Origin of the sequence: Haloarcula regularis (genome assembly GCF_029338315.1) — an archaeon.
Classification (GTDB): domain Archaea; phylum Halobacteriota; class Halobacteria; order Halobacteriales; family Haloarculaceae; genus Haloarcula; species Haloarcula regularis.
This window is the reverse complement of the sequence record NZ_CP119794.1, coordinates 956570-974504: the sequence shown is the minus strand read 5'-3', so window position 1 is coordinate 974504 and position 17935 is coordinate 956570. Positions and strand designations below refer to the sequence as shown.

The following is a 17935-nucleotide window of genomic DNA, read 5'->3' as shown; positions in this document are numbered from 1 at the left end:
CGCGCCGCCCCGGAAGCCCGCGACATGACACTCACTTCGCCAGGCCCGACCGTCGGCGTGGTCGGCGGCGGCCAGCTCGGGCGCATGATGGGGGAGGCCGCGGCCCCCCTGGGGCTCGAACTGGTCGTCGCCGACCCGACGCCGGACTGCCCGGCCGCGCCGGTGGTCCGCGACCAGCTGGTCGGCGGGTTCGAGGACCGCGAGACGTTCCGCGAACTGGCCGAGCGCTCGGATTACCTCACCTTCGAGATAGAGCTGGCCGATCCGGACGTCCTCGAGGCCGTCGCCGCCGAGACGGGCACGCCGGTCCACCCCAAACCGGCGACGCTGCGGACTATCCAGGACAAGCTCGTCCAGAAGCGCCGCCTCTCCGAGGCCGGCGTCCCGGTCCCCGAGTACCGCGCCGTCGAGACGGCCGACGACCTCCGGGACGCCTGTGAGGAACTGGGCTACCCGGCGATGCTCAAGGCCCGGACCGGCGGCTACGACGGCCGCGGGAACGTCCCCGTCGAGGGCCCCGAGGACGTCGAGGACGCTATCGAGACCATCGCCGGTCCCGCGATGGTCGAGGAGATGGTCGACTTCGAGCGCGAGCTCGCGGTGATGGGCTGTCGGGGCGACGGCGAGCGCGACACCTACCCGGTGACCGAGACCATCCACGAGGAAGAGATCCTCCGGGAGTCGGTCGCTCCCGCCCGCGCAGACGAGACGGTCCGCGAGCGCGCCCGCGAGGTGGCCCGTGACGTCCTCGACGTGATGGAGGGCCGCGGCGTCTTCGGCATCGAACTGTTCCAGACCAGCGACGACGAGATCCTGCTCAACGAGATCGCGCCCCGCCCGCACAACTCCGGGCACTGGACCATCGAGGGCTGTCACACCTCCCAGTTCGAACAGCACGTCCGGGCCGTCGCTGGCCTCCCGCTCGGGTCGACCGAGCAGCGATACCCGACCGTCTCGACCAACGTCCTGGGCGACGTCGAGGAGCGCCAGGCCGCCGAACTCCACGGCGAGCGCGAGGTGCTCGCGACGCCGCGGGCGCACCTCCACTGGTACGGCAAGCGCGAGGTCTACGAACTGCGGAAGATGGGCCACGTCACGCTGACCGGTCCGGACGACGTCGACCGGGACGCGCTGCTGGCCGACGCGCGCGACCTGCGCGGCGGTCTGACCTTCCGGGATTGATCGGGCCGGCGAACCGAGCGGTCTTTAGTCGCGTAGACCCCAGGGCCGGCTATGGAGCGTCGGGCCTTCCTCCGGACGGTCGGACCGGCCGCGGTGGCCGGCCTCGCGGGGTGTATCGGCGGCAGCAGCGGGACCCAGGACTACGACGTCGGCATGTCGGCGCGGGCCTTCCGGCCACAGCGCATCGAGGTCGAACCGGGGACGACGCTCACCTGGGTGAACACGAGCAAGCAGGGCCACACGGTCACGGCCTACGAGGGCCAGCTGCCCGACGGTGCCGCGTTCTTCGCGTCGGGCGACTTCGCGTCCGAGGAGCGGGCACGCGAGTCCTGGGGCAACAGCAACCGCGGGACGCTCTTCGAGGGGCAGTCCTACGAACACACCTTCGAGGTCGAGGGGGAGTACCCCTACTTCTGTATCCCTCACGAGCGCGGCGGGATGGTCGGGACCGTGGTCGTGACCTCGGGGTCCGACTGAACACGTCCCGACTCGCGACGCTGTGTCGGTGTCCCTGGTGGTGACTGCAGGTAGCGACCGGCTCGCAGAAAAGTGAGTTGCGACCGATTCAGGCTTCCTCGACGTCGACGTCCTCCTCGTCGACGTCGACGGCGGCCTCTTCCTCGGCGGCGACTTCCTCGGGACGGGCCTCGAGGGTGGTCTTCTGTATCTCGACGCGGCGCAGGGGGTAGATGTCCTTGGCCTCGCCGTAGATGGCCGAGGAGAGCCGTCCCTCGACGACGCTGTCGACGACCTCCTCGAAGGTGCGGTCCTTTGCCGTCTCCTCGATGAGGTCGATCATCGTCCGGCGGATGGCCTTCTCCTGGGAGGCGTCGGCCTTCTTGGTCGTGACGGCAACCGGCTGGATCTGGACGCGGTAGTCGTCCGTCGTCAGCACGGTGACGAAGGCTTCGACCTTCGAGGAGCCGCGGCGGACGAGCGAGCGCAGGTAGTCCCGCGTCAGTTCGTGCTTGACGAACTCCGTGTACGCGGAGTCGCTCGCGACCTCGTTGATCTTGAAGGTCAGCTTCGTGTTGTTCTCGCTGGCGTCGTTGTTCAGTTCGCCCAGCGTGGTTTCGATGGTGCGACCGAGCACCTGGTCCGGTTCGTCTGCGGGTGTACGGCCGAGCTCCTCCCGATCGAACTGTTCGGGAGCGAGCACGGTGTACCACCGCTTTTGCTGCTTGCGCTTGGAGACGCTTCGTTCACTCATGGTTGGATTCTGTGGTGTCGTTCGTAAGCTGTGCTGCGACGCGGAGGTTGACGACGTAGTCGTCGACGGTCGACTGCAGGCCGCTCGTGGTCTCGCGCTCGACGGTGGTCACGACGGCGTCGTCGTCGACGCGCGTGTCCATCTCGTCGGTGTTGTCGGGCCGGAGTGCGGCCGCGACGCGCGCTGCGGCGTCGGCTGACCCGTGGGTCGTGCGGACCTCGGCGCGTCTCATAGGGCCTCCCGGAACGCTTCGATGAGGTCGGCCGTGGAGACGTCGAACTGCGCGCGCGCGCCGGCGTCCGTCGCGACGGTGCGGCCGCCGACGGCGTCGGTGGCGGCCCGCAGCGGCGCAGTCACGTCCCGTCCGTCGGTGGCCCGGACCGCCGCCTCGCCGTCCGTGACGACGAGGGTGACGGGTTCGGGCGAACGGAAGTCCGCGACGAGGCGTGCGACGGTGCCGACGGGCATCGCGTCGCCGCGAGCGACGAACAGCCCCTCGTAGCGGCCGGTCGTCGCCTCGCGGACGGCCTCGTGGGCGCGACTCGCGTGTCGTCGCCACGCGGCCAGCGCGTCCTCGCGGACGCTGTCGTGGCCCAGTGCCAGCGCGATGGCGGTCCCGGGCCGCGTCCTGGCGGCGGCGTCGAGGACGTCGGCGTAGCCGCCGACCGTCTCGAACGGGCCGCCGGCGTAAGGCCGGAGTGCCCGCTGGATTGCCGTCGCGGCGCGGTCCGACGCTGTCTCGGCGCCCGTCACCGCCAGTGCGACCAGCGACGCGACGCGCCGGTGGTCGTCGTCGGACGGTGAGGCAGGCAGGTCGAGGTCGGCGAGTGCCGCCCGCGCCCGCTCCTCGTCGCCGGAGAACGGCCCCGACAGGAGCGTCGTGTGGGCCAGTCCGTCGGCGAGGTCCGCCAGGGGGACGGCGACGCCGGGCCTGCGTTCGAGGCCAGCGCGCTCGGCCGCTTCCGCGACCGTCCCGTCGACCTGGCCCGCGGCGAGCGTGCCGGCGAGCGCGAGGGTCGGAGACGTCGTCGCGTCGAGTTCCCGGGCGGTCTCGAAGGCCGTCGCGGCCACCCGGTCGGTGACCGTGACGTCCGCGTTCGGGCCGGTGTGGCCGAGCGCGACCACGCAGTCGGCGTCGGTGGTCCGGTCGGGGTCGGCGAAGGGCCCGACGACGCTCGCCTGGAACGGCGTGCCGTCGTCGTCGAGCGCCCGCGCCAGGACGCCAGTCGCGGCCAGCGACGCGCCGGATGCGCCGCTGACGAGGCGCACGAAGGCGGCCTCACGCAGCGACGCGGCGAGGTCACTGGCGGCGGTTGCCGGCGCGCTGTCCCGACCGGTCACCGACATCACTCGAGGAGCTCGACGGCGGTGTCGTAGCTGTACGTGAAGTCTTCGTCGAGCTCGTCACCGCGGTAGTAGTCGACGAGCCGGCGGATCTTCGACTGCGTGTTCTGGAGCGCACGCTTGTTCTGGTGGTCGCCTGGGTTCTCGTCCATGTGCTCGCGGAGGCGCACGGCGCGCTCCATGAGGTTGCGGAGGTCCTCGGGGAGGTCGGGGTCGGCGTCGTTTGCCTCGAGGATCTCGGTCACCTTCTTGCCGGTCGCGAGTTTGACGTTCGGGACGGGAGTGCCCTGAACGCCCTCGTCGCGCAGTTGCAGGCCGATCTCGCTGGGCGAGTGGCCCTGTTCGGCGAGTTCGACGACGCGTGCCTCGATGGCGTCCTCGTCGACGTCGCTCCACTCCGGGGGTTCGTCTGCCACGGGCTTGTCCGAGTCGGACGAGCCGCGGCGGCGTGTGTGCATTCGTGCCATAGTTCTGGTTGGAACGGCACAGACCGCTCGTCGCTAACCGGTAGCGAGGCGTATTGGCATCGGCTGATGCCGAACACGGCCGCAATCCCGAGCCGCGGAAGCCCGCGGCGTGTCAGATTTGCGGTCGTGCTGTTCCCACCGGGACCTGGTCGCCGGCCCGACAAAACGGTTTCTATCTCGCGGGAGCGGGCAGCAGACATTTATAATGGACTCGTGTACCTCCACGCTATGCAGCGCCGTGACTTCCTCCGGACGGCCGGCTTCGTGGCCGGCAGCGGTGCGCTCGCGGGCTGTCCCGGTCGGGACGGCGAGACGGGGCTCCTCGTGACGCGGTTCCGGGACGACTCGGGTGCCGTCGCGGACTTCGAATCCTGTGTCGTCACGGTCAGCGAGTTGCGCGTGCTCCCGGCGGCAGCTGCCACCGAAACGGAGGAACACGAGGGCGCCGAGTTGCTCTTTTCTGTCGAGGACGTGTCGGTGGACCTGGTCGAGGTAGCCGACGACGGGACCGCCTTCGCGTTCGAACAGGAGCTGATGACGGGCCAGTACGTCTATCTCAAGCTCGTGGTCGCCGGCATCGACGCCGCACTGACAGACGGCCGCGAGGCGGTGGTTACGACGCCCGACGACGGTCCACTGACGTTCGGCGAGCCGTTCGAGGTCCGGACCGGCGACGCCACCATCGTCACGGCAGGCCTCCGTCCCGCCCAGCGCGGTGCTGCCACGAGTTACGTCCTGCAGCCGGTTCCGTCACAGACTACCGTCACGTACGAGTGACCCGACCACGTCCTTCTGAAGGGCGCTCGCGGCTGGTGATCGTCGGCAAGTCTCGAAAGTGATAGCGGAGCCACTGAACTTATTAGGTGAGCAATAGAATGGTATAAGAACTATGGGGTCCAGAGAGCCTCAGTTGGGAACCCGCGCACAGAGCGCACCCCTGGGCCTCCTGCTGGTGTTTGCAGTGATGTTTATCGGCGCGACGGCTGTCGTCGCGCTGGGGTCTGGAGCAATTGCGACGACGCAAGATCAGCTGGCAAACGAACGGTCGGAGCAAGCCCTGACGCAGCTGGATTCCGAGACGGCGCTGGTCGCGCTCGGCAGTTCGAACGCTCGGACTGTCCACATCCCGAGTGGGGTGAACGATGGATACGTATTGGACGAGACAGCCGGGCACGTCACTGTCGAGCACGAGAAACCGAGTGGAACTGTCACGCTCGTCGACCGTGACCTCGGTTCGGTCCGCACAACTGGGGCGAGCAACACCCTCGCATATCAGGGCGGTGGCGTCTGGAAAGCGACGGACGGCGGGTCGGTGATGATCTCGCCGCCGGAGTTTCACTACCGGAACGCGACGCTGACGTTCCCGATCATCAGTGTCGAGGGTGACTCCTCGCTGAGCGAGACAGCGTCGGTTCGACGGACCAAAGCCAACGAGGTAGACGTCTCGAACCCCATTCAGAACGGGACCATCGTCGTCACGATAACGAGCGACTACTACCGGGCGTGGGGACACTACTTCGAGACGCGGACCGACGGGGAGGTCAGTTACGACCCGCCCAACGAACGGGTGACCATCGACCTGGTGACGCCCATCGGGAACACCAAACTCACATCGGCCGTGGCCGGACTCTCGTCCGGTAGTCTCAACGTCCAGGGCAACGGGGGGCGTCCCTGTGGGGACCCGCCCGGACCGAACCCGTTCTACACCGACAGCTACAACTCGTCGGAGCCGGGCGACTACTGTTCACAATACTCCTCGGGCGCCACGGGGTCGAACGGGAACGTCACGTTCGGCGGCTACGTCGACTATCAGGGCAACGCAAACTTCAACGGGAACATTCGGTCGGGGTCCGACGTCGACATCACCGGCAACGCCGACATCAACGGCGATATCTACTGGACGAACAGCTTCTCCGCGTCCGGGAGCGCCACGTACAATAGCGAGGAGCAGATATCCGGTGTCAGCACGCGGTCACCGCTGAATAGCTTCGTCGCCACGATGGGGAAAGAGGTGGCCGACGACAACGACAACGACGACGCCAACGACAGCTACGACGCGATAACGAGCGGACCGGACCCCACGCTCGACTTCTCGAGTCGGTCGACGGTCACGATCGAGAACGGGGGCCGGTACCACCTCGAGCGCATCGACCTCGCCAGCGGCGAGACGCTGGAGCTCGACACGGACGATGGCGCGATCACCATCGTCGTCGACGAGTACGTCGACGTGAGCGGCACCATCGACGTCCAGGGGGACAACCGCGTCAACGTCTACGTCCGGACGATGGGGTCGAACCCGAGCGACGGGAAGGTGAGCGTCTCGGGCTGGCGCGATGCCGGTCTCAGAGTCCACGGTGGCACGGTCTCCGTCCCCGGCGACGACGCCCCACAGCTTCGCTTCTACGCGAACGACACGTTCAACGCATCGGTGAACGGGGGTCAGTTCACCGGCGTGCTCTGGGCTCCTGTCGGCGCTGACGGCCCTGGGGGCTTCCGGGTCGAAAACGGGGACGTCTACGGCGGCATCGTCTCCGGTGACGTGAATATCGACACCAAGGGCCGCATCCACTACGACCGGGCACTCGGAGACACGCAGGTCGTCAGTCGGAGTGCGAACGTCGTGAAGATCACGTACGTGCACGTCTCCGAGAACACGGTGCGGTTCGAGGATTGACTGTCGGGGACCGGTGTCGGCTCGTCTGAGGGGGGCCGACACGAGGTTTCACGTCTGATAGCCGGGGCGTCGAGTATATATTCCCGCTGGCGTTTCAATTAAGCACGAATTCGGTAGATGGCCACTTAATTTATCACACATGATAACAAAGGAGCGGCAATGACCGGTTGGCGTCGCCGCGAGGGTCGACAGCGCGCGCAGTCCGCGCCGCTCGGACTGTTGCTCGCATTCAGTATGGTTATCGTCGGGTCGACGCTGGTCGTTGGGCTGGGCGCGACGGCGCTCACCGACACCGAGGCTGGACTGGACGTCTCGCGCTCGGAGAAAGTGATGACACAGCTGGACTCCGAGGCGGCGATGGTCGCGCTGGGCGCTTCGAACGGCCGGCAGGTGTCGCTCTCGCGGGTCCAGGGCGCCCGGTACCGCGTCGACGGCGGGGCCGGTCGGATGGAGATCACCATCACGAACACCTCTGCGGACCCGGCGACCACGACGACCCTGCTCGACGTCCCGCTCGGCGCCGTCGTCTACGAGAACGAGGACCGCCAGGTCGCCTACCAGGGCGGCGGCGTCTGGAAGCAGTCCCGGAACGGGACCGTGATGGTCTCGCCGCCGGAGTTCTACTACCGCGACGCGACGCTGACGCTCCCGTTGATCACCGTCTCCGGCGACACGACGTTGTCCGGCCGGGCCTCGCTGACCCGCGACGAGACGACCCAGGTCTACCCCGACGCGAGCGCCGACCGGACGAACCCCCTCGAGACCGGCGTCGTCAACGTCACCGTCACCAGCGAGTACTACCGCGCCTGGGGCCGGTACTTCGAGGAGCGGACCGACGGCAAGGCCTCTTACGACCACCCGAACCAGCGGGTCACCGCCACGCTGACGGTCCCGACCGGCCCGCGGGAGGTGACCAGTGCCGTCGCCGCGACGGCCGCCGGCGGCGAGATTCGCCTCTCGGGCAACGGTGGCGACCCCGCCCGGACCGACAGCTACGACTCCTCGGTGGGGACGGGCGCGTACGCCGACACCAGGGGTGCCTTCGGCACCGTCACCACCGCGGGCGACGTCGTGGTCACGGGCAACAGCGAGGTCAACGGGTCGATCCGCTCCGGCGACCGCGTCGAGGTCAAGGGGAGCGGGCGGGTCAACGGCAGCGTCGAGTACACCTCGAGCAAGAAGATACAGGGCACTGTCGAGGGGAGCGTCTCCCAGATCGGCGGCGTCGACGGCGCCGCTCCCATCGACGGCTTTGTCCAGCAGCAGGTCGACAACGCGAGCGCCGACAACGACAACGGCGACGCCGGCGTCCCCATCACGAGCGACACGCTCGACAGCGGCGACCAGACGCTCACCGAGGGCGTCTACTACCTCGACAGGCTGACGCTCGACGACGATACGTTGACGCTCGACACCGGGTCCGGAGATATCGTCATCGCGGTCCGTGACTACGTGGAACTCAAGCAGGACGGCCGCATCGAAGTGATCGGAGACGGGGAGGTTCGCGTGTTCGTCCAGGGTAAAACGACGAACGGAGACGCCCACTTCTCGATACCGAACTCCGGCGGCGTCGTCGACGTGGCGGACAACCAGAACGCCTCGCAGTTCTGGCTCTACGGCAAGTCCGACTTCGCGGCCCACATCAGCGGGTCGAGTTCCTCGACCATCCGCTACGAGGGCGTCATCTACGCGCCCGCAGGCATCACCGGGTCGAGCGACGTCTACATCGGCAAGGCACATCTCTACGGCGGCATCGTCGCCGGCAACGTCGAACTGGACAACGGCGGGACGGTCCACTACGACCAGGCGCTCCTGGGCCAGCGCGCCATCCCGCCCCAGACCAACATCATCCGGCTGACCTATCTCCACATCTCGGAGAACAAACTGAACGTCACGAGTGGGTGAGGCCTACTCGTCGATGCCGACACCGATGTCGTGGTAGACGACGTAGACCCGCTCGAAGTTGCTCCCGGGGTCGTACTCACACGACACCGGCGCGCTGCCGGTACAGGTGAACCCGTGTGACTCGAAGTACTGTTCCCATTGGGCCTCACGCGGGGACTCGACCTGTACCGTCAGCGACTGGATGGACCCGTCCGTCCGCGAGAACGCGACGTCGGCCTCGCGGTGGGTGGCCCGGACCAGCACTGTCGACCCACCGAGGCTCTGGACCTGCGGCGAGTTGAGGCCGATAATCGAGAGCAGTACCCGGTCGTCGTCGACCACCAGCGGCGGGTCGCGCACGACGAACCCGCTGTCGCGGTTGGTCCGGAAGATGGCGCCGGCCTCGTAGACGAGCTCTCGGTCCTGGTTGCCGCTGTAGACCAGCGGCCGAATCTCCCAGGTCCCGACGTCGATCGTGGTCCCACTGTCGTCTTCGACTTTGACGGTCATCGTGACGTTGTCCTCGGTCGCCAGCTGCGCCTGGCCGAGGCTGATCTCGGTCGCCCTGCTCGGGGCGCCCTGCCGGTGGAGATCCGCGAGGTTGTCGGCCAGCACGTCGAAGGCGCGTTCCGCGTTCTCGAGTTGCTCCGCGTCACGCACGTCCTGGAGGCTCCCGAGGCCGCTCACCGACACGATGGCGACCGAGGTCACTATTAGCGCGAACACCAGCGTGAAGCTCAGCACTTCGCTGACCGCCCGCTCAGACATCGCTGATCACCAGATCCCCGCTGTCGTAGGCCAGCTGAATGTTCCCGCCGTCCGCCGAGGAGTCCCGGAGCGGCGTTTCGTGAGTGACGCCGACCGTCACCGTGACTTCCGGCTTCGACGCGGCGAGCACGACCTGCTCGCTCGATTTATCGACGGCTATCCGGTAGGGACTCCCCGTCACGCGGTCGGGGTAGGTCCGGTTGAGCTGGACCGTCAGGTCCCCGCCACTGCTGTCCGCCGCGAGGACGAGCCGGTCCGCCCGGGCCAGGTCGGACCCGACCTGCTGGCCGATGACGGTCAGCTCCTCCCGGACGACCTGCTCGCGGCGGTCTTCGACGAAGCCGCTGCCCGCGACGAGCAGGCCCGTCACGAGCAGGGACGCGATAGAGAGGGTCAAGACGTACCCGAGCGCCGTGGAGACGGCACGATCCTCACGCATCTGTCTCACCCGGGGCGACCCGAATCCTGGTCTCGTACCGGACCTCCGAGGTCTCGTAGGCGAACCGGACGCTGACGTTGTAGACCGCGTCGGTGACGTACGGCGAGAGCCCCACGGTGGCGTTGAGTTTTGGGGCCGGGTTGGCGCCCGTCGACCTGGTCACGAGCGAGTAGTTTCCGGTCACCTGGGTCCCATTCTCGAAGGTGATGTTGTACCGCTCGTCCCCGACGCCGTGTGCGAACCGACCGTCGAAGACGGTGGAGTTTCCGCCCCCATCGTAAAAGCCCCGCCTGAGCGCGTCACACGGTTCGCCGGCCACGGTCCCCCGGTCACGTCGACGTGGACGTAGGGGTGGTCGGTCTCGTGCGTGCAGTGCTCGCTCCCGCTCGGCGTGGTGACCTCGACGGTAACGTCCTCGTTGGCGTCGACGTCTCCGCCGGAGTCGCTGTAGAGGCGCATCTCCCAGGTGGGTTCTCCCTGGGTCCCGTTCGCGGTGACGACGAACGCGTAGTCTGATTCCGGGAGCCTCGAGACGTTCATCCGGAAGGCTCGCGTCGCGTTGTACCGGTCCGAGTGGGGCTCGACGCGGGTGACGACCGCCCACTCGTCGTCGCCGGACATCGCGTTGTCCTCGAAGGCCCGTCCGCCACTCTCGTTCTGTGCGATACGGAGGCCGTCTACCGTCGACCCCGGAACCAGCGACACCTCCACCAGCGCACCGTTGGTGACCTGCTGGAGCTCCAGCTGGTCGGTCGTCTGCTCTATGCCCTCTTCCACGCCGGCGTCCAGCCCGGACGTGTTGTGGACGTTCGCGCCGGCGATGGCCTCGCCCACGCTCGCCTCGACCATCGCGCGCACCTCGAGTGCGTCGTCGCTCCCGCCCGTCTCGCCCCGGCTGGCGAGGTTCTCGGTGAAGATGGCGGAGTTGACGATGAGCGCCAGCGCGATGAACGTCACCGCCAGCGCGAAGGCGGCGATGAGGATTATCTGGCCGCGGTCCTCGCGGGCTAGATGCGCCACGCGACCACCTCCACGCGGACCGTGTTGAACACGGTCCGGCCCGTGTCCGGTATCGGGTACGTGATGTTCGGGTCCGTCAGCACCGTCGCGTTTCGCGTCTCGTTTGCGTTATAGAGGTGGTCGTCGTCGAGGAGCGTCACCGTGTAGGATGCCGCCACCGCGTTGTCGCTGGGGACGCCACTGTAGACGTAGCGCTGAGTGATACTCTCCCCGCCGCTGTTCTGGAACGTGAAGTAGACGTTGTACGCGATGCCGCGCTGGTCGAACGACCGGTTGAGCATCTCGCCGAAGGTGTTGTTTGGCGGGCCGTTCGTGTAGTAGCCCAGGTTCCCGTTCGTGTCGTGGTAGCGCTTACTGGCATTGTTCCAGTACAGCACCGCTGGCTTGAGCGCCCCTTCCTCGGCCGCCGCCGCGAGGACGCCGCTCCCGGTTGCCTGCTGCTGGTTCTCGATGTGCTGGCTGGACGTACTCGCAGACAGCGGCGTCACGGCCGTCATCTGGAGCGCGAAGACGAGACTCGCGAGCATCAACAGACCCGCGACGGTGGCCTCCAGCGTGTGTGCCTGGCCCCGCATCCTACCACATCTCCACGTAGACAGTGACGTCCGTCCCTTTCAGCGAGGCCACGCGGAGGGCGGTCACCGTCGCGTCGTTCGCGTCCGGAGGCGTGTCGCCTCTCGTGAACGGGACGTCGGGATCGCCGGGGGTGGTGCCACACGTCCCGTGCGAGATGCCGACGAGCACGTTGTCGTCCTCGTCCCAGCACAGAATCTCCTCCTCGCCGCTGTTCGGTGCCGTCCCCCGGATGGTGACGTTCAGGTTCTGGCGCGCCGGGTCGAGACCCATCGTCTCCTCGACCGGCATGTCGCCGCTCCAGTCGCCACCGCACTTGTCCGCGGCCGTCTGGTTATCGAAGAAGAGAATCGTACACTGCGTGTCCAGGACGAACGGGTCCCGCGGCGTCCCGAGCGCCCCTTTCGCCAGGTAGTCTGCGACCCGATTCGACGACACCGTCTCCTCCTGCCCGCCGGCCGTAAACGGTGCCAGCAGCCCTGGAACGAACAGGAAAATGAAGATGAGGACCGCGAGGAAGAGGCTCATACCGATGGCGAAATCGAGCGTCGTCTGCCCGCGCTCTGTCGCTGCCTGTCCCCGCTGGCCACGTGCCTCGCGATTCCCGTCCCGTTGCACATCCATAATACTTGACCCGATATGACCCTGGTAACTGCGTCTGACCGATGCTCGTACTGGATGCTCTTAGCCATTGTGCCGCAATTATCAATTGTGTCGTACGGGACCGTCTCACACCTCCCCTGTGGTTCGATGCCTTTAAGAAAGGCCACCGGATACTGGTGAATGCCGTGAGGGCTCGTAGATCAGGGGTAGATCACTCCCTTGGCATGGGAGAGGCCCCGGGTTCAAATCCCGGCGAGTCCACTTTCTTCAGTCGCGTTCGCTCCCTCAGCCGTGGACTCGCCAAACATCGCAGAATCGAAATTCTGCTCAATCCCGGCGAGTCCACTCGTCTCGCTTCGCTCGACTCATCTCGTCGCCGACGTTGCATTCGTTTCGCGGTCGCTCGATTCCGGCGAGTCTATTCATTCCTCCGCGTACACCAGCGTCCGTCGGCACTCGGGACAGACGTACGGCACGGGCGTCAGCACCTCGTCGGCCCGGTGGCTGCTGAGGAAGCCGTCGTCCGAGGCCGGAGAGACGATAGCGAGCGAGCCCAGTGCGTCGCTCCCCTGGAACTCCATCTCTTCGAGCGGTTCCGCGCAGTCGGGACAGGTTCTCTCGGGGGGCACGTGCGACGTTTGAACGCCCCCTCTGAAAAAGCCGCCACGTCGTGCCGGGCCCGCGCTACCGCCGCCCCGTGGCCGGGCCCCACTCACTTCGCGGGCAGCGACTCGGCGAACGAGAGACAGCGGTCGAGCCACGTCTCGAAGGCCTCGTCGGCGGTGAGCCCCGGCGGGTCGACGAGGACGAGGCCACGCATCTCTCGTCCGGTGATATCCATCGGCCGCACGTGCGGTTCGTCGAGGGCATCGTCGTACGTCTCCGGGCCGATACGGGCGAGCAAGGCGTCGTCGATGACGCCACAGACCATGTTGCCACGAGTCATGAACGCGATGCCGCCGAACATCTCCTGCTCGGACAGTCCCGGCCGGTCGCCGAGCGATTCGCGAATCCGGTGTGCGAGTCCATCGTCGTATGTCATCTGTCGTACTCCCGAGCGCGAACCTGGGGCCGCACTCTCTCCCGATGCGCGTTCTGTGGGCTTAACGGTCACTGCGAGAGATCGTGGGAAACGCCGTCGACGGTCACCCGACCAGTATCCAGACGGCGAGCGCGATGGTCGAGAGGATGACGACGAACTTCACACCCGCGATGAGTTTCACCTCGCGGATGTAGCCCGCGATGAACGACGACAGGATGGCCTGCAGGGTCACCGCGTGGAAGAACAGCATCGACAGCATGTTCGTGTCGACGTTGCCCCCGAAGCCACCGCCACCGCCGACCGCGCCCGACCCGCCGGCGTTCGAGGCCTGGGCGGAGAGGCCGGCCATGACGTCTAAGAACTGCGTCTTCAGTAGTGCCATCACGCCCAACAGCGTCAGGTAGGTCATGATGATGATGACCGTCTGCATGCGGGTGCGTGACTTGCGCTCGCGCTCGATGTCGTCCTGGTTCTCGGCGGCCTGTGCGGCCGTCGACAGCACGTCCTGAATCTGGCTGGAGGCCTCCTGGGCCTCCGCGATGAGCTTCACCGTCCGCGCCAGGCGGGGCACGTGGTACTTGTTGTTGAACTCGCGGAGGGCGTTCTTGAGGCTGGTGCCGTAGTTGACTTTCACGTGCATCGTCTCGAACTCGTCGGAGAGCTTCCCGGCCGACGTCTCCGAGACGACCTTGATAGATTCCAGCAGGGTCATCCCGGTGTCGTTGGCAGAGGCCAGCTTCCGGAGGTTCTCCGAGAGGTTGCCGACGATGGCCTTCCGCGAGCGCTGGTTCCACTCGTAGAAGACCGCCAGCGGGAGGAAGTTGATGTACAGCGGGACGTACACCCACGCGAACGTGCCCAGCACGGGGTTCGCGACCATCCCGTCGACCGACAGCGGCGCCCACCCGAGCACGATGGTGACTGCCAGCGCGACGATGGACGTCGGGACGGTCAGTCCCAGCACCAGCAGCGGGTGGTCCCGGAAGAACAGGTGCGGTTTGAGCAGAATCTGTGTGAGTTCGTACGTGCCCTCGCGGTTCTTGATGCGGTCGAAGATACCGTGACGCCCGGTGTACTGCTCGACGAGGCCGAGGTTGAACACGCCGATGCCCTCGTCGACGACGACGTCCTCCTCGCGGCTGTTGGGCCGCAGGTAGCCGTCGCCGACGGAGTCCTGGGTGACCGTCGAGACGAGCACGAGGAAGGCGATGCCGGTGAGCGGAATCAGGCCGTACACCGTCCCGTAGATGAGCATCGTCTGTGCGTTGCCCATCATCGACATGATGACGAGGATGATGATGAGGAGCAGCGGGAACAGCGAGAGTGTCATGTACATCTCGCCGAACAGCTCCAGCGTCTCCAGCATCTTCTCCTGCTCCTGCCGGGCGGTCCGCATGTGTTTCTCCTTCTGGTCTTCCAGGAACGAGGTCATGTCGCCCCCGGAGTTGATGATCGAGAGCATGTCGGTCAGGAACTGCGAGAGCTGGTCGGAGGGGGTCTCGAGCGCCTGGTTCCTGACGGCCGTCCGGTAGTCCGTATCGAAGTACTCGGTCTCTAAGACAATAGACTGGAACTCCTTTGCGGCCTCGCCGTACGTGTCGTCGGCTTGCCCCATCGCGTGCAGAATCTCGAGCTGGTTCAGTCCGCCCACGGAGAGGGCGTACATGAACGAGATGGAGTCCGAAAGCAAGACGTTGATCTCCCGTTTCCGGGCCCCGGCCCGGAAGTAAGGAATCGAGACGAGCGAGCCGAAACCGACGGCGAAGCCGATGAACCCGAAGACGAGGCCGGTACACAGCACCAGAATCGGCAACTTCAGCGTGTCGATGAGCGCCGACGTCGAGTCTGAGACGGGGATGCCGATGAAGGTGAACTCCGCGGGGTTCGGAATCAGGAGGTTGACCAGCAGGTAACCCAGTAGCGTCCCCACGAGCCACAGCGCCAGGCCGGCGATGACGCCGACGGCGAGGGCCCGCGCCAGGAACATCTCGACGTTGTCGGCCATCCGGGCCTGGGCGAGTTTCTCCTCGACGCTCTGGACGAAGTCGCCCTCCTCGTCGAACAGCCGCTGGTAGGCCGGGTAGAAGGTGTCACCCAGCGCGCCGCCGCTGGTCAGTTCCTGGCGGTCCGTCGTCTTGAGGCTCATCGGTCACTCCTCCCCGGCCTTCGGGACGAACTCGCCGAACCCGACGGCGTCCTCGGTCCCGGATTCCTGGTCCATCTCGCCGTCCATCAGGGCCGAGACGATGTCGGGGGTGTCGCGGCTCCGGTAGCTGTCGAACAGCGACGAGGCGTCGTCGAGGACGGCCTTTGTCTCCTCGACCATCTCCGCGGGCGCCTCGGGCCGGGGGACCATCTCCTCTTTCGCGGGGTCGATGTCGATCTTGACCGACTCCATCTCCCGGAGGTCCTCGAGCGAGTTTCGCAACTGGTCGTTGGCGATGAGCGTCAGTATCGTGTCCGGGTCGTTGATGAACGCCTGGATAGTCGCCGCGACCTGGGTGTAGGTATTCAGCTGTTGCTCGATGAGATAGGCGAGCACGACCTTGCGCTTGAATATCTCCTCGTCCAGCTTCTCCTGGGTCCACCCGCGGTCGAACTTGATCTCCTCTAAGGTGTTGGAGTTGCCCATCTGGACGTACTCGTCGCGCTGGGCCCGCCACTCGTAGACGTCCCTGACGTTGATCTCGTCGTTCTCGGCGGAGTACTCGTTGATCTCGGTCAGGGACTTGTTCCGGCGGACCTTGTTGCCGTCGACCCGCGTCTGGGTCTGGATGGAGACCAGGTCCAGCGCCGTGAACAGGGTCTTCGAGACGTTGATCGGTTCGGTGGTGAAGCGCTTGATGACCTCGCCGACCGAGTCGGCGTGGAAGGTGGTGTAGGTCGTGTGGCCCGTGGACATGACCTGGAAGAGGGTACGACCCTCCTCGCCACGGATCTCACCCATGACGATGTAGTCGGGCCGCTGTCGGAGCGCGGCCTCCAGCAGGTCGAACTCGTCGACGTCCCCTTTGTCGTCCTCGCCGAACGAGGGGCGGGTGACGCTCGCGACCCAGTTGCGCTGGGGGAGCTCGACCTCGCGGGTGTCCTCGATGGAGACGATCTTCGAGTTCGAGGGGATGAACAGAGAGACGGCGTTGAGCGAGGTGGTCTTCCCGGACGCCGTCCCACCGGCGAAAATGAGGCTCTTGTTGTTCTCGATACAGAGCCACAGGAACGCCATCTCGTCGAGCGAGAAGGTGTTCCAGTTGATGAGGTCGATTGGAGTGAACGGGACGTCCTTGAACTGACGAATCGTGTAGTTCGTCCCGTGGTCCGAGACTTCACGACCCAGGGTCAGCTGGGCACGCGACCCGTCGGGCAGCGTCGCGTCGACCTGCGGTTGCCGCTTCGAGATGCCCTTGCCCGACCGCTGGGCCAGTTTCACGACGAAGTCGTCGAGTTCGCCCTCGCCGTGTTCGACGTTCGAGATGATCTGTTCGTAGTCGGTGTGGTAGACGAACACCCGCGAGTTGTAGCCGTCACAGGAGATGTCCTCGACGTTGATGTCGTGTTTGATGCCGTCGATGCGGGCGTAGCCGATGAAGTCCCGCTTGAGCATGTAGAGCAGCTTCTCGACCTGGTACTCGGTGAGCGTCTTCGGATCGTCCTCGAGGATGGCCGGTTCCGGTCGCGCGGAGATGCCCTCGAGTGGCCCCCCGCTCTGCTCGGACTCGGTCTCCATCCCGAGGAGGCTCTTTACCTGCCCCACGAAACTCTCGTCGTCGCCCGAGCTCCCGACGGACCCGTCGTAGAGGTCGTACCGCGAGAGCAGCTGCTCGGCTTCGCGCTGGATGACGTCGGCGCGGTCGGCCTCTGACCCCTGGACGATGACGTCGTCCTCGGAGTACTTGATGGCCGTCTTGAGCTTGCCCGAGAGGAAGGACATGAGGTCCGACTCGATGGGGTTGCGGTGCGGTTCGATGACGTAGTACTTCTTCTCGTTTTCTTTCCGGGAGTGGAAGATGACGACGCAGGCGAAGGGCTTGTTGACCCAGTAGCGTTCGAGTTCATTGAAGTGGGACTTCTTGGACTGTGGCACCGCCTTCTCCAAGTCGTAGCGGTTGACGACGGTCGTGTAGCCCTCCTGTGTCGAGAAGAACGCGTCCTCGTCGAGGTCGGGGTTGACGTCGACCGTGTTGCGGTCGACGACGGCGTCCAGTTCGGCCGCGAGGTCCTCGCCGTACGAGAGGACGTTCTCCGTCTGCTCGGGCTCGAACGCGAGGTACTCGGACGCGTCGAACGGGACGACGTTGCCCTCGCCGTCCGTCGGGCGCTCACCCTCCTCGTAGTAGTATTCCTGTTTGAAGTGTTCCCACGAGTAGACGTCCTTCGTCACGGGCGTCGTGCTCGGGTCGATGTGTGACTCGAACACGTCGTTGAGTGACTTGGCGGCGCTCGCCCCGTCATCCAGGTGCCGTGGGAGTTTGTTCGGTTCGAATCCGAGGTACTCGCTCCGGTCGAACCGGCCGCCGCTGTGGACCTCCCGCCGGAGGTCGTCCCAGGTGTACTCGCCGACGGTCGCGCCCTCGTCCGCCGGTCCGGCCTGTAGCTGGTCCGTCGCTCGGTCCTCGGAGTGGTCAATTGCCATTGTCTTTCATGCTCGCGGACCCGTAGAGAAATCGACTGTCAGTGACCCGTCCCGCTGTATTCCAAGCGGTTTGACACGATTCGGCACGGTTGACTGTGC

19 protein-coding genes and 1 tRNA gene are annotated in these 17935 nt (G+C 66.2%); 6 read left to right on the top strand and 14 right to left on the bottom strand.

Going from position 1 to position 17935, the window contains the following annotated elements:
• Positions 1–24 precede the first annotated feature (24 nt).
• Both P1N55_RS05300 and P1N55_RS05295 read left to right on the top strand, forming a co-directional pair.
• Entirely contained in the window at positions 25–1182 is a 1158-nt protein-coding gene (locus P1N55_RS05300) for a 5-(carboxyamino)imidazole ribonucleotide synthase (protein WP_276278679.1), read from the top strand.
• A 51-nt stretch (positions 1183–1233) separates the two neighbouring features.
• On the top strand, positions 1234–1659 hold the full coding sequence (locus P1N55_RS05295; protein ID WP_276277914.1) for a plastocyanin/azurin family copper-binding protein: 426 nt from the start codon (positions 1234–1236) through the stop codon (positions 1657–1659).
• A gap of 88 nt (positions 1660–1747) precedes the next feature.
• On the opposite strand, the gene P1N55_RS05290 is transcribed toward P1N55_RS05295, so the two are convergent.
• The 4 genes from P1N55_RS05290 to P1N55_RS05275 are packed head-to-tail and all read right to left on the bottom strand — an operon-like array spanning position 1748 to position 4203.
• Positions 1748–2392 (bottom strand): 30S ribosomal protein S3ae, encoded by a 645-nt coding sequence (locus P1N55_RS05290; protein ID WP_276277913.1) that lies wholly within the window; start codon positions 2390–2392, stop codon positions 1748–1750.
• Positions 2385–2624 carry a KEOPS complex subunit Pcc1 gene (locus tag P1N55_RS05285; RefSeq protein ID WP_276277912.1) on the bottom strand — a complete coding sequence of 80 codons (240 nt, stop codon included), beginning with the start codon at positions 2622–2624 and terminating at the stop codon, positions 2385–2387. Before P1N55_RS05285 ends, P1N55_RS05290 begins: the two co-directional genes overlap by 8 nt.
• Positions 2621–3739 carry a hypothetical protein gene (locus P1N55_RS05280; RefSeq protein ID WP_276277911.1) on the bottom strand — a complete coding sequence of 373 codons (1119 nt, stop codon included), beginning with the start codon at positions 3737–3739 and terminating at the stop codon, positions 2621–2623. The genes P1N55_RS05285 and P1N55_RS05280 overlap by 4 nt, the downstream gene beginning before the upstream one ends.
• Positions 3739–4203: a 30S ribosomal protein S15 gene (locus P1N55_RS05275; protein WP_276277910.1), complete on the bottom strand. Its 465-nt coding sequence runs from the start codon at positions 4201–4203 to the stop codon at positions 3739–3741. Before P1N55_RS05275 ends, P1N55_RS05280 begins: the two co-directional genes overlap by 1 nt.
• A 228-nt stretch (positions 4204–4431) precedes the next feature.
• Here P1N55_RS05275 and P1N55_RS05270 point away from each other — a divergent pair, with 228 nt between their 5' ends.
• The 3 genes from P1N55_RS05270 (at position 4432) to P1N55_RS05260 (ending at position 8782) form a co-directional block, all read left to right on the top strand.
• On the top strand, positions 4432–4980 hold the full coding sequence (locus P1N55_RS05270) for a DUF4382 domain-containing protein (RefSeq protein ID WP_276277909.1): 549 nt from the start codon (positions 4432–4434) through the stop codon (positions 4978–4980).
• A 112-nt stretch (positions 4981–5092) separates the two neighbouring features.
• Complete coding sequence (locus P1N55_RS05265) at positions 5093–6877, top strand: DUF7289 family protein (protein WP_276277908.1); 1785 nt, start codon at positions 5093–5095, stop codon at positions 6875–6877.
• Between the two features lie 159 nt (positions 6878–7036).
• Positions 7037–8782 (top strand): polymer-forming cytoskeletal protein, encoded by a 1746-nt coding sequence (locus P1N55_RS05260; protein ID WP_276277907.1) that lies wholly within the window; start codon positions 7037–7039, stop codon positions 8780–8782.
• 3 nt (positions 8783–8785) lie between these two features.
• Here the strand turns inward: P1N55_RS05260 and P1N55_RS05255 are convergent, their stop codons facing one another.
• From P1N55_RS05255 to P1N55_RS05230, 6 genes are read right to left on the bottom strand one after another with little or no spacing between them, the layout of a single operon-like run.
• Positions 8786–9529, bottom strand: coding sequence for a DUF7289 family protein (locus P1N55_RS05255; RefSeq protein ID WP_276277906.1), 744 nt, complete (start codon positions 9527–9529; stop codon positions 8786–8788).
• Complete coding sequence (locus tag P1N55_RS05250; RefSeq protein ID WP_276277905.1) at positions 9522–9968, bottom strand: DUF7266 family protein; 447 nt, start codon at positions 9966–9968, stop codon at positions 9522–9524. The genes P1N55_RS05255 and P1N55_RS05250 overlap by 8 nt, the downstream gene beginning before the upstream one ends.
• Positions 9961–10152: a hypothetical protein gene (locus P1N55_RS05245; protein WP_276277904.1), complete on the bottom strand. Its 192-nt coding sequence runs from the start codon at positions 10150–10152 to the stop codon at positions 9961–9963. The genes P1N55_RS05250 and P1N55_RS05245 overlap by 8 nt, the downstream gene beginning before the upstream one ends.
• Positions 10149–10988 carry a DUF7261 family protein gene (locus P1N55_RS05240; RefSeq protein WP_276277903.1) on the bottom strand — a complete coding sequence of 280 codons (840 nt, stop codon included), beginning with the start codon at positions 10986–10988 and terminating at the stop codon, positions 10149–10151. The genes P1N55_RS05245 and P1N55_RS05240 overlap by 4 nt, the downstream gene beginning before the upstream one ends.
• Entirely contained in the window at positions 10976–11563 is a 588-nt protein-coding gene (locus P1N55_RS05235) for a DUF7288 family protein (protein ID WP_276277902.1), read from the bottom strand. The genes P1N55_RS05240 and P1N55_RS05235 overlap by 13 nt, the downstream gene beginning before the upstream one ends.
• Position 11564: 1 nt before the next feature.
• Positions 11565–12185, bottom strand: a complete 621-nt coding sequence (locus tag P1N55_RS05230; protein WP_276277901.1) for a DUF7287 family protein — start codon at positions 12183–12185, stop codon at positions 11565–11567.
• A 168-nt stretch (positions 12186–12353) separates the two neighbouring features.
• On the opposite strand from P1N55_RS05230, the gene P1N55_RS05225 reads away from it, so the two are divergent.
• A tRNA-Ala gene (locus tag P1N55_RS05225) sits at positions 12354–12425 on the top strand.
• A gap of 161 nt (positions 12426–12586) precedes the next feature.
• On the opposite strand, the gene P1N55_RS05220 is transcribed toward P1N55_RS05225, so the two are convergent.
• From P1N55_RS05220 to P1N55_RS05205, 4 genes are all read right to left on the bottom strand, one after another.
• Positions 12587–12793 carry a hypothetical protein gene (locus P1N55_RS05220; RefSeq protein WP_276277900.1) on the bottom strand — a complete coding sequence of 69 codons (207 nt, stop codon included), beginning with the start codon at positions 12791–12793 and terminating at the stop codon, positions 12587–12589.
• Positions 12794–12876: 83 nt separating this feature from the next.
• Positions 12877–13206: a TfoX/Sxy family protein gene (locus P1N55_RS05215; RefSeq protein ID WP_276277899.1), complete on the bottom strand. Its 330-nt coding sequence runs from the start codon at positions 13204–13206 to the stop codon at positions 12877–12879.
• A gap of 103 nt (positions 13207–13309) precedes the next feature.
• Positions 13310–15352 (bottom strand): type II secretion system F family protein, encoded by a 2043-nt coding sequence (locus P1N55_RS05210; protein ID WP_276277898.1) that lies wholly within the window; start codon positions 15350–15352, stop codon positions 13310–13312.
• A gap of 3 nt (positions 15353–15355) precedes the next feature.
• On the bottom strand, positions 15356–17836 hold the full coding sequence (locus P1N55_RS05205) for a type II/IV secretion system ATPase subunit (RefSeq protein WP_276277897.1): 2481 nt from the start codon (positions 17834–17836) through the stop codon (positions 15356–15358).
• Between the last annotated feature and the right edge of the window lie 99 nt (positions 17837–17935).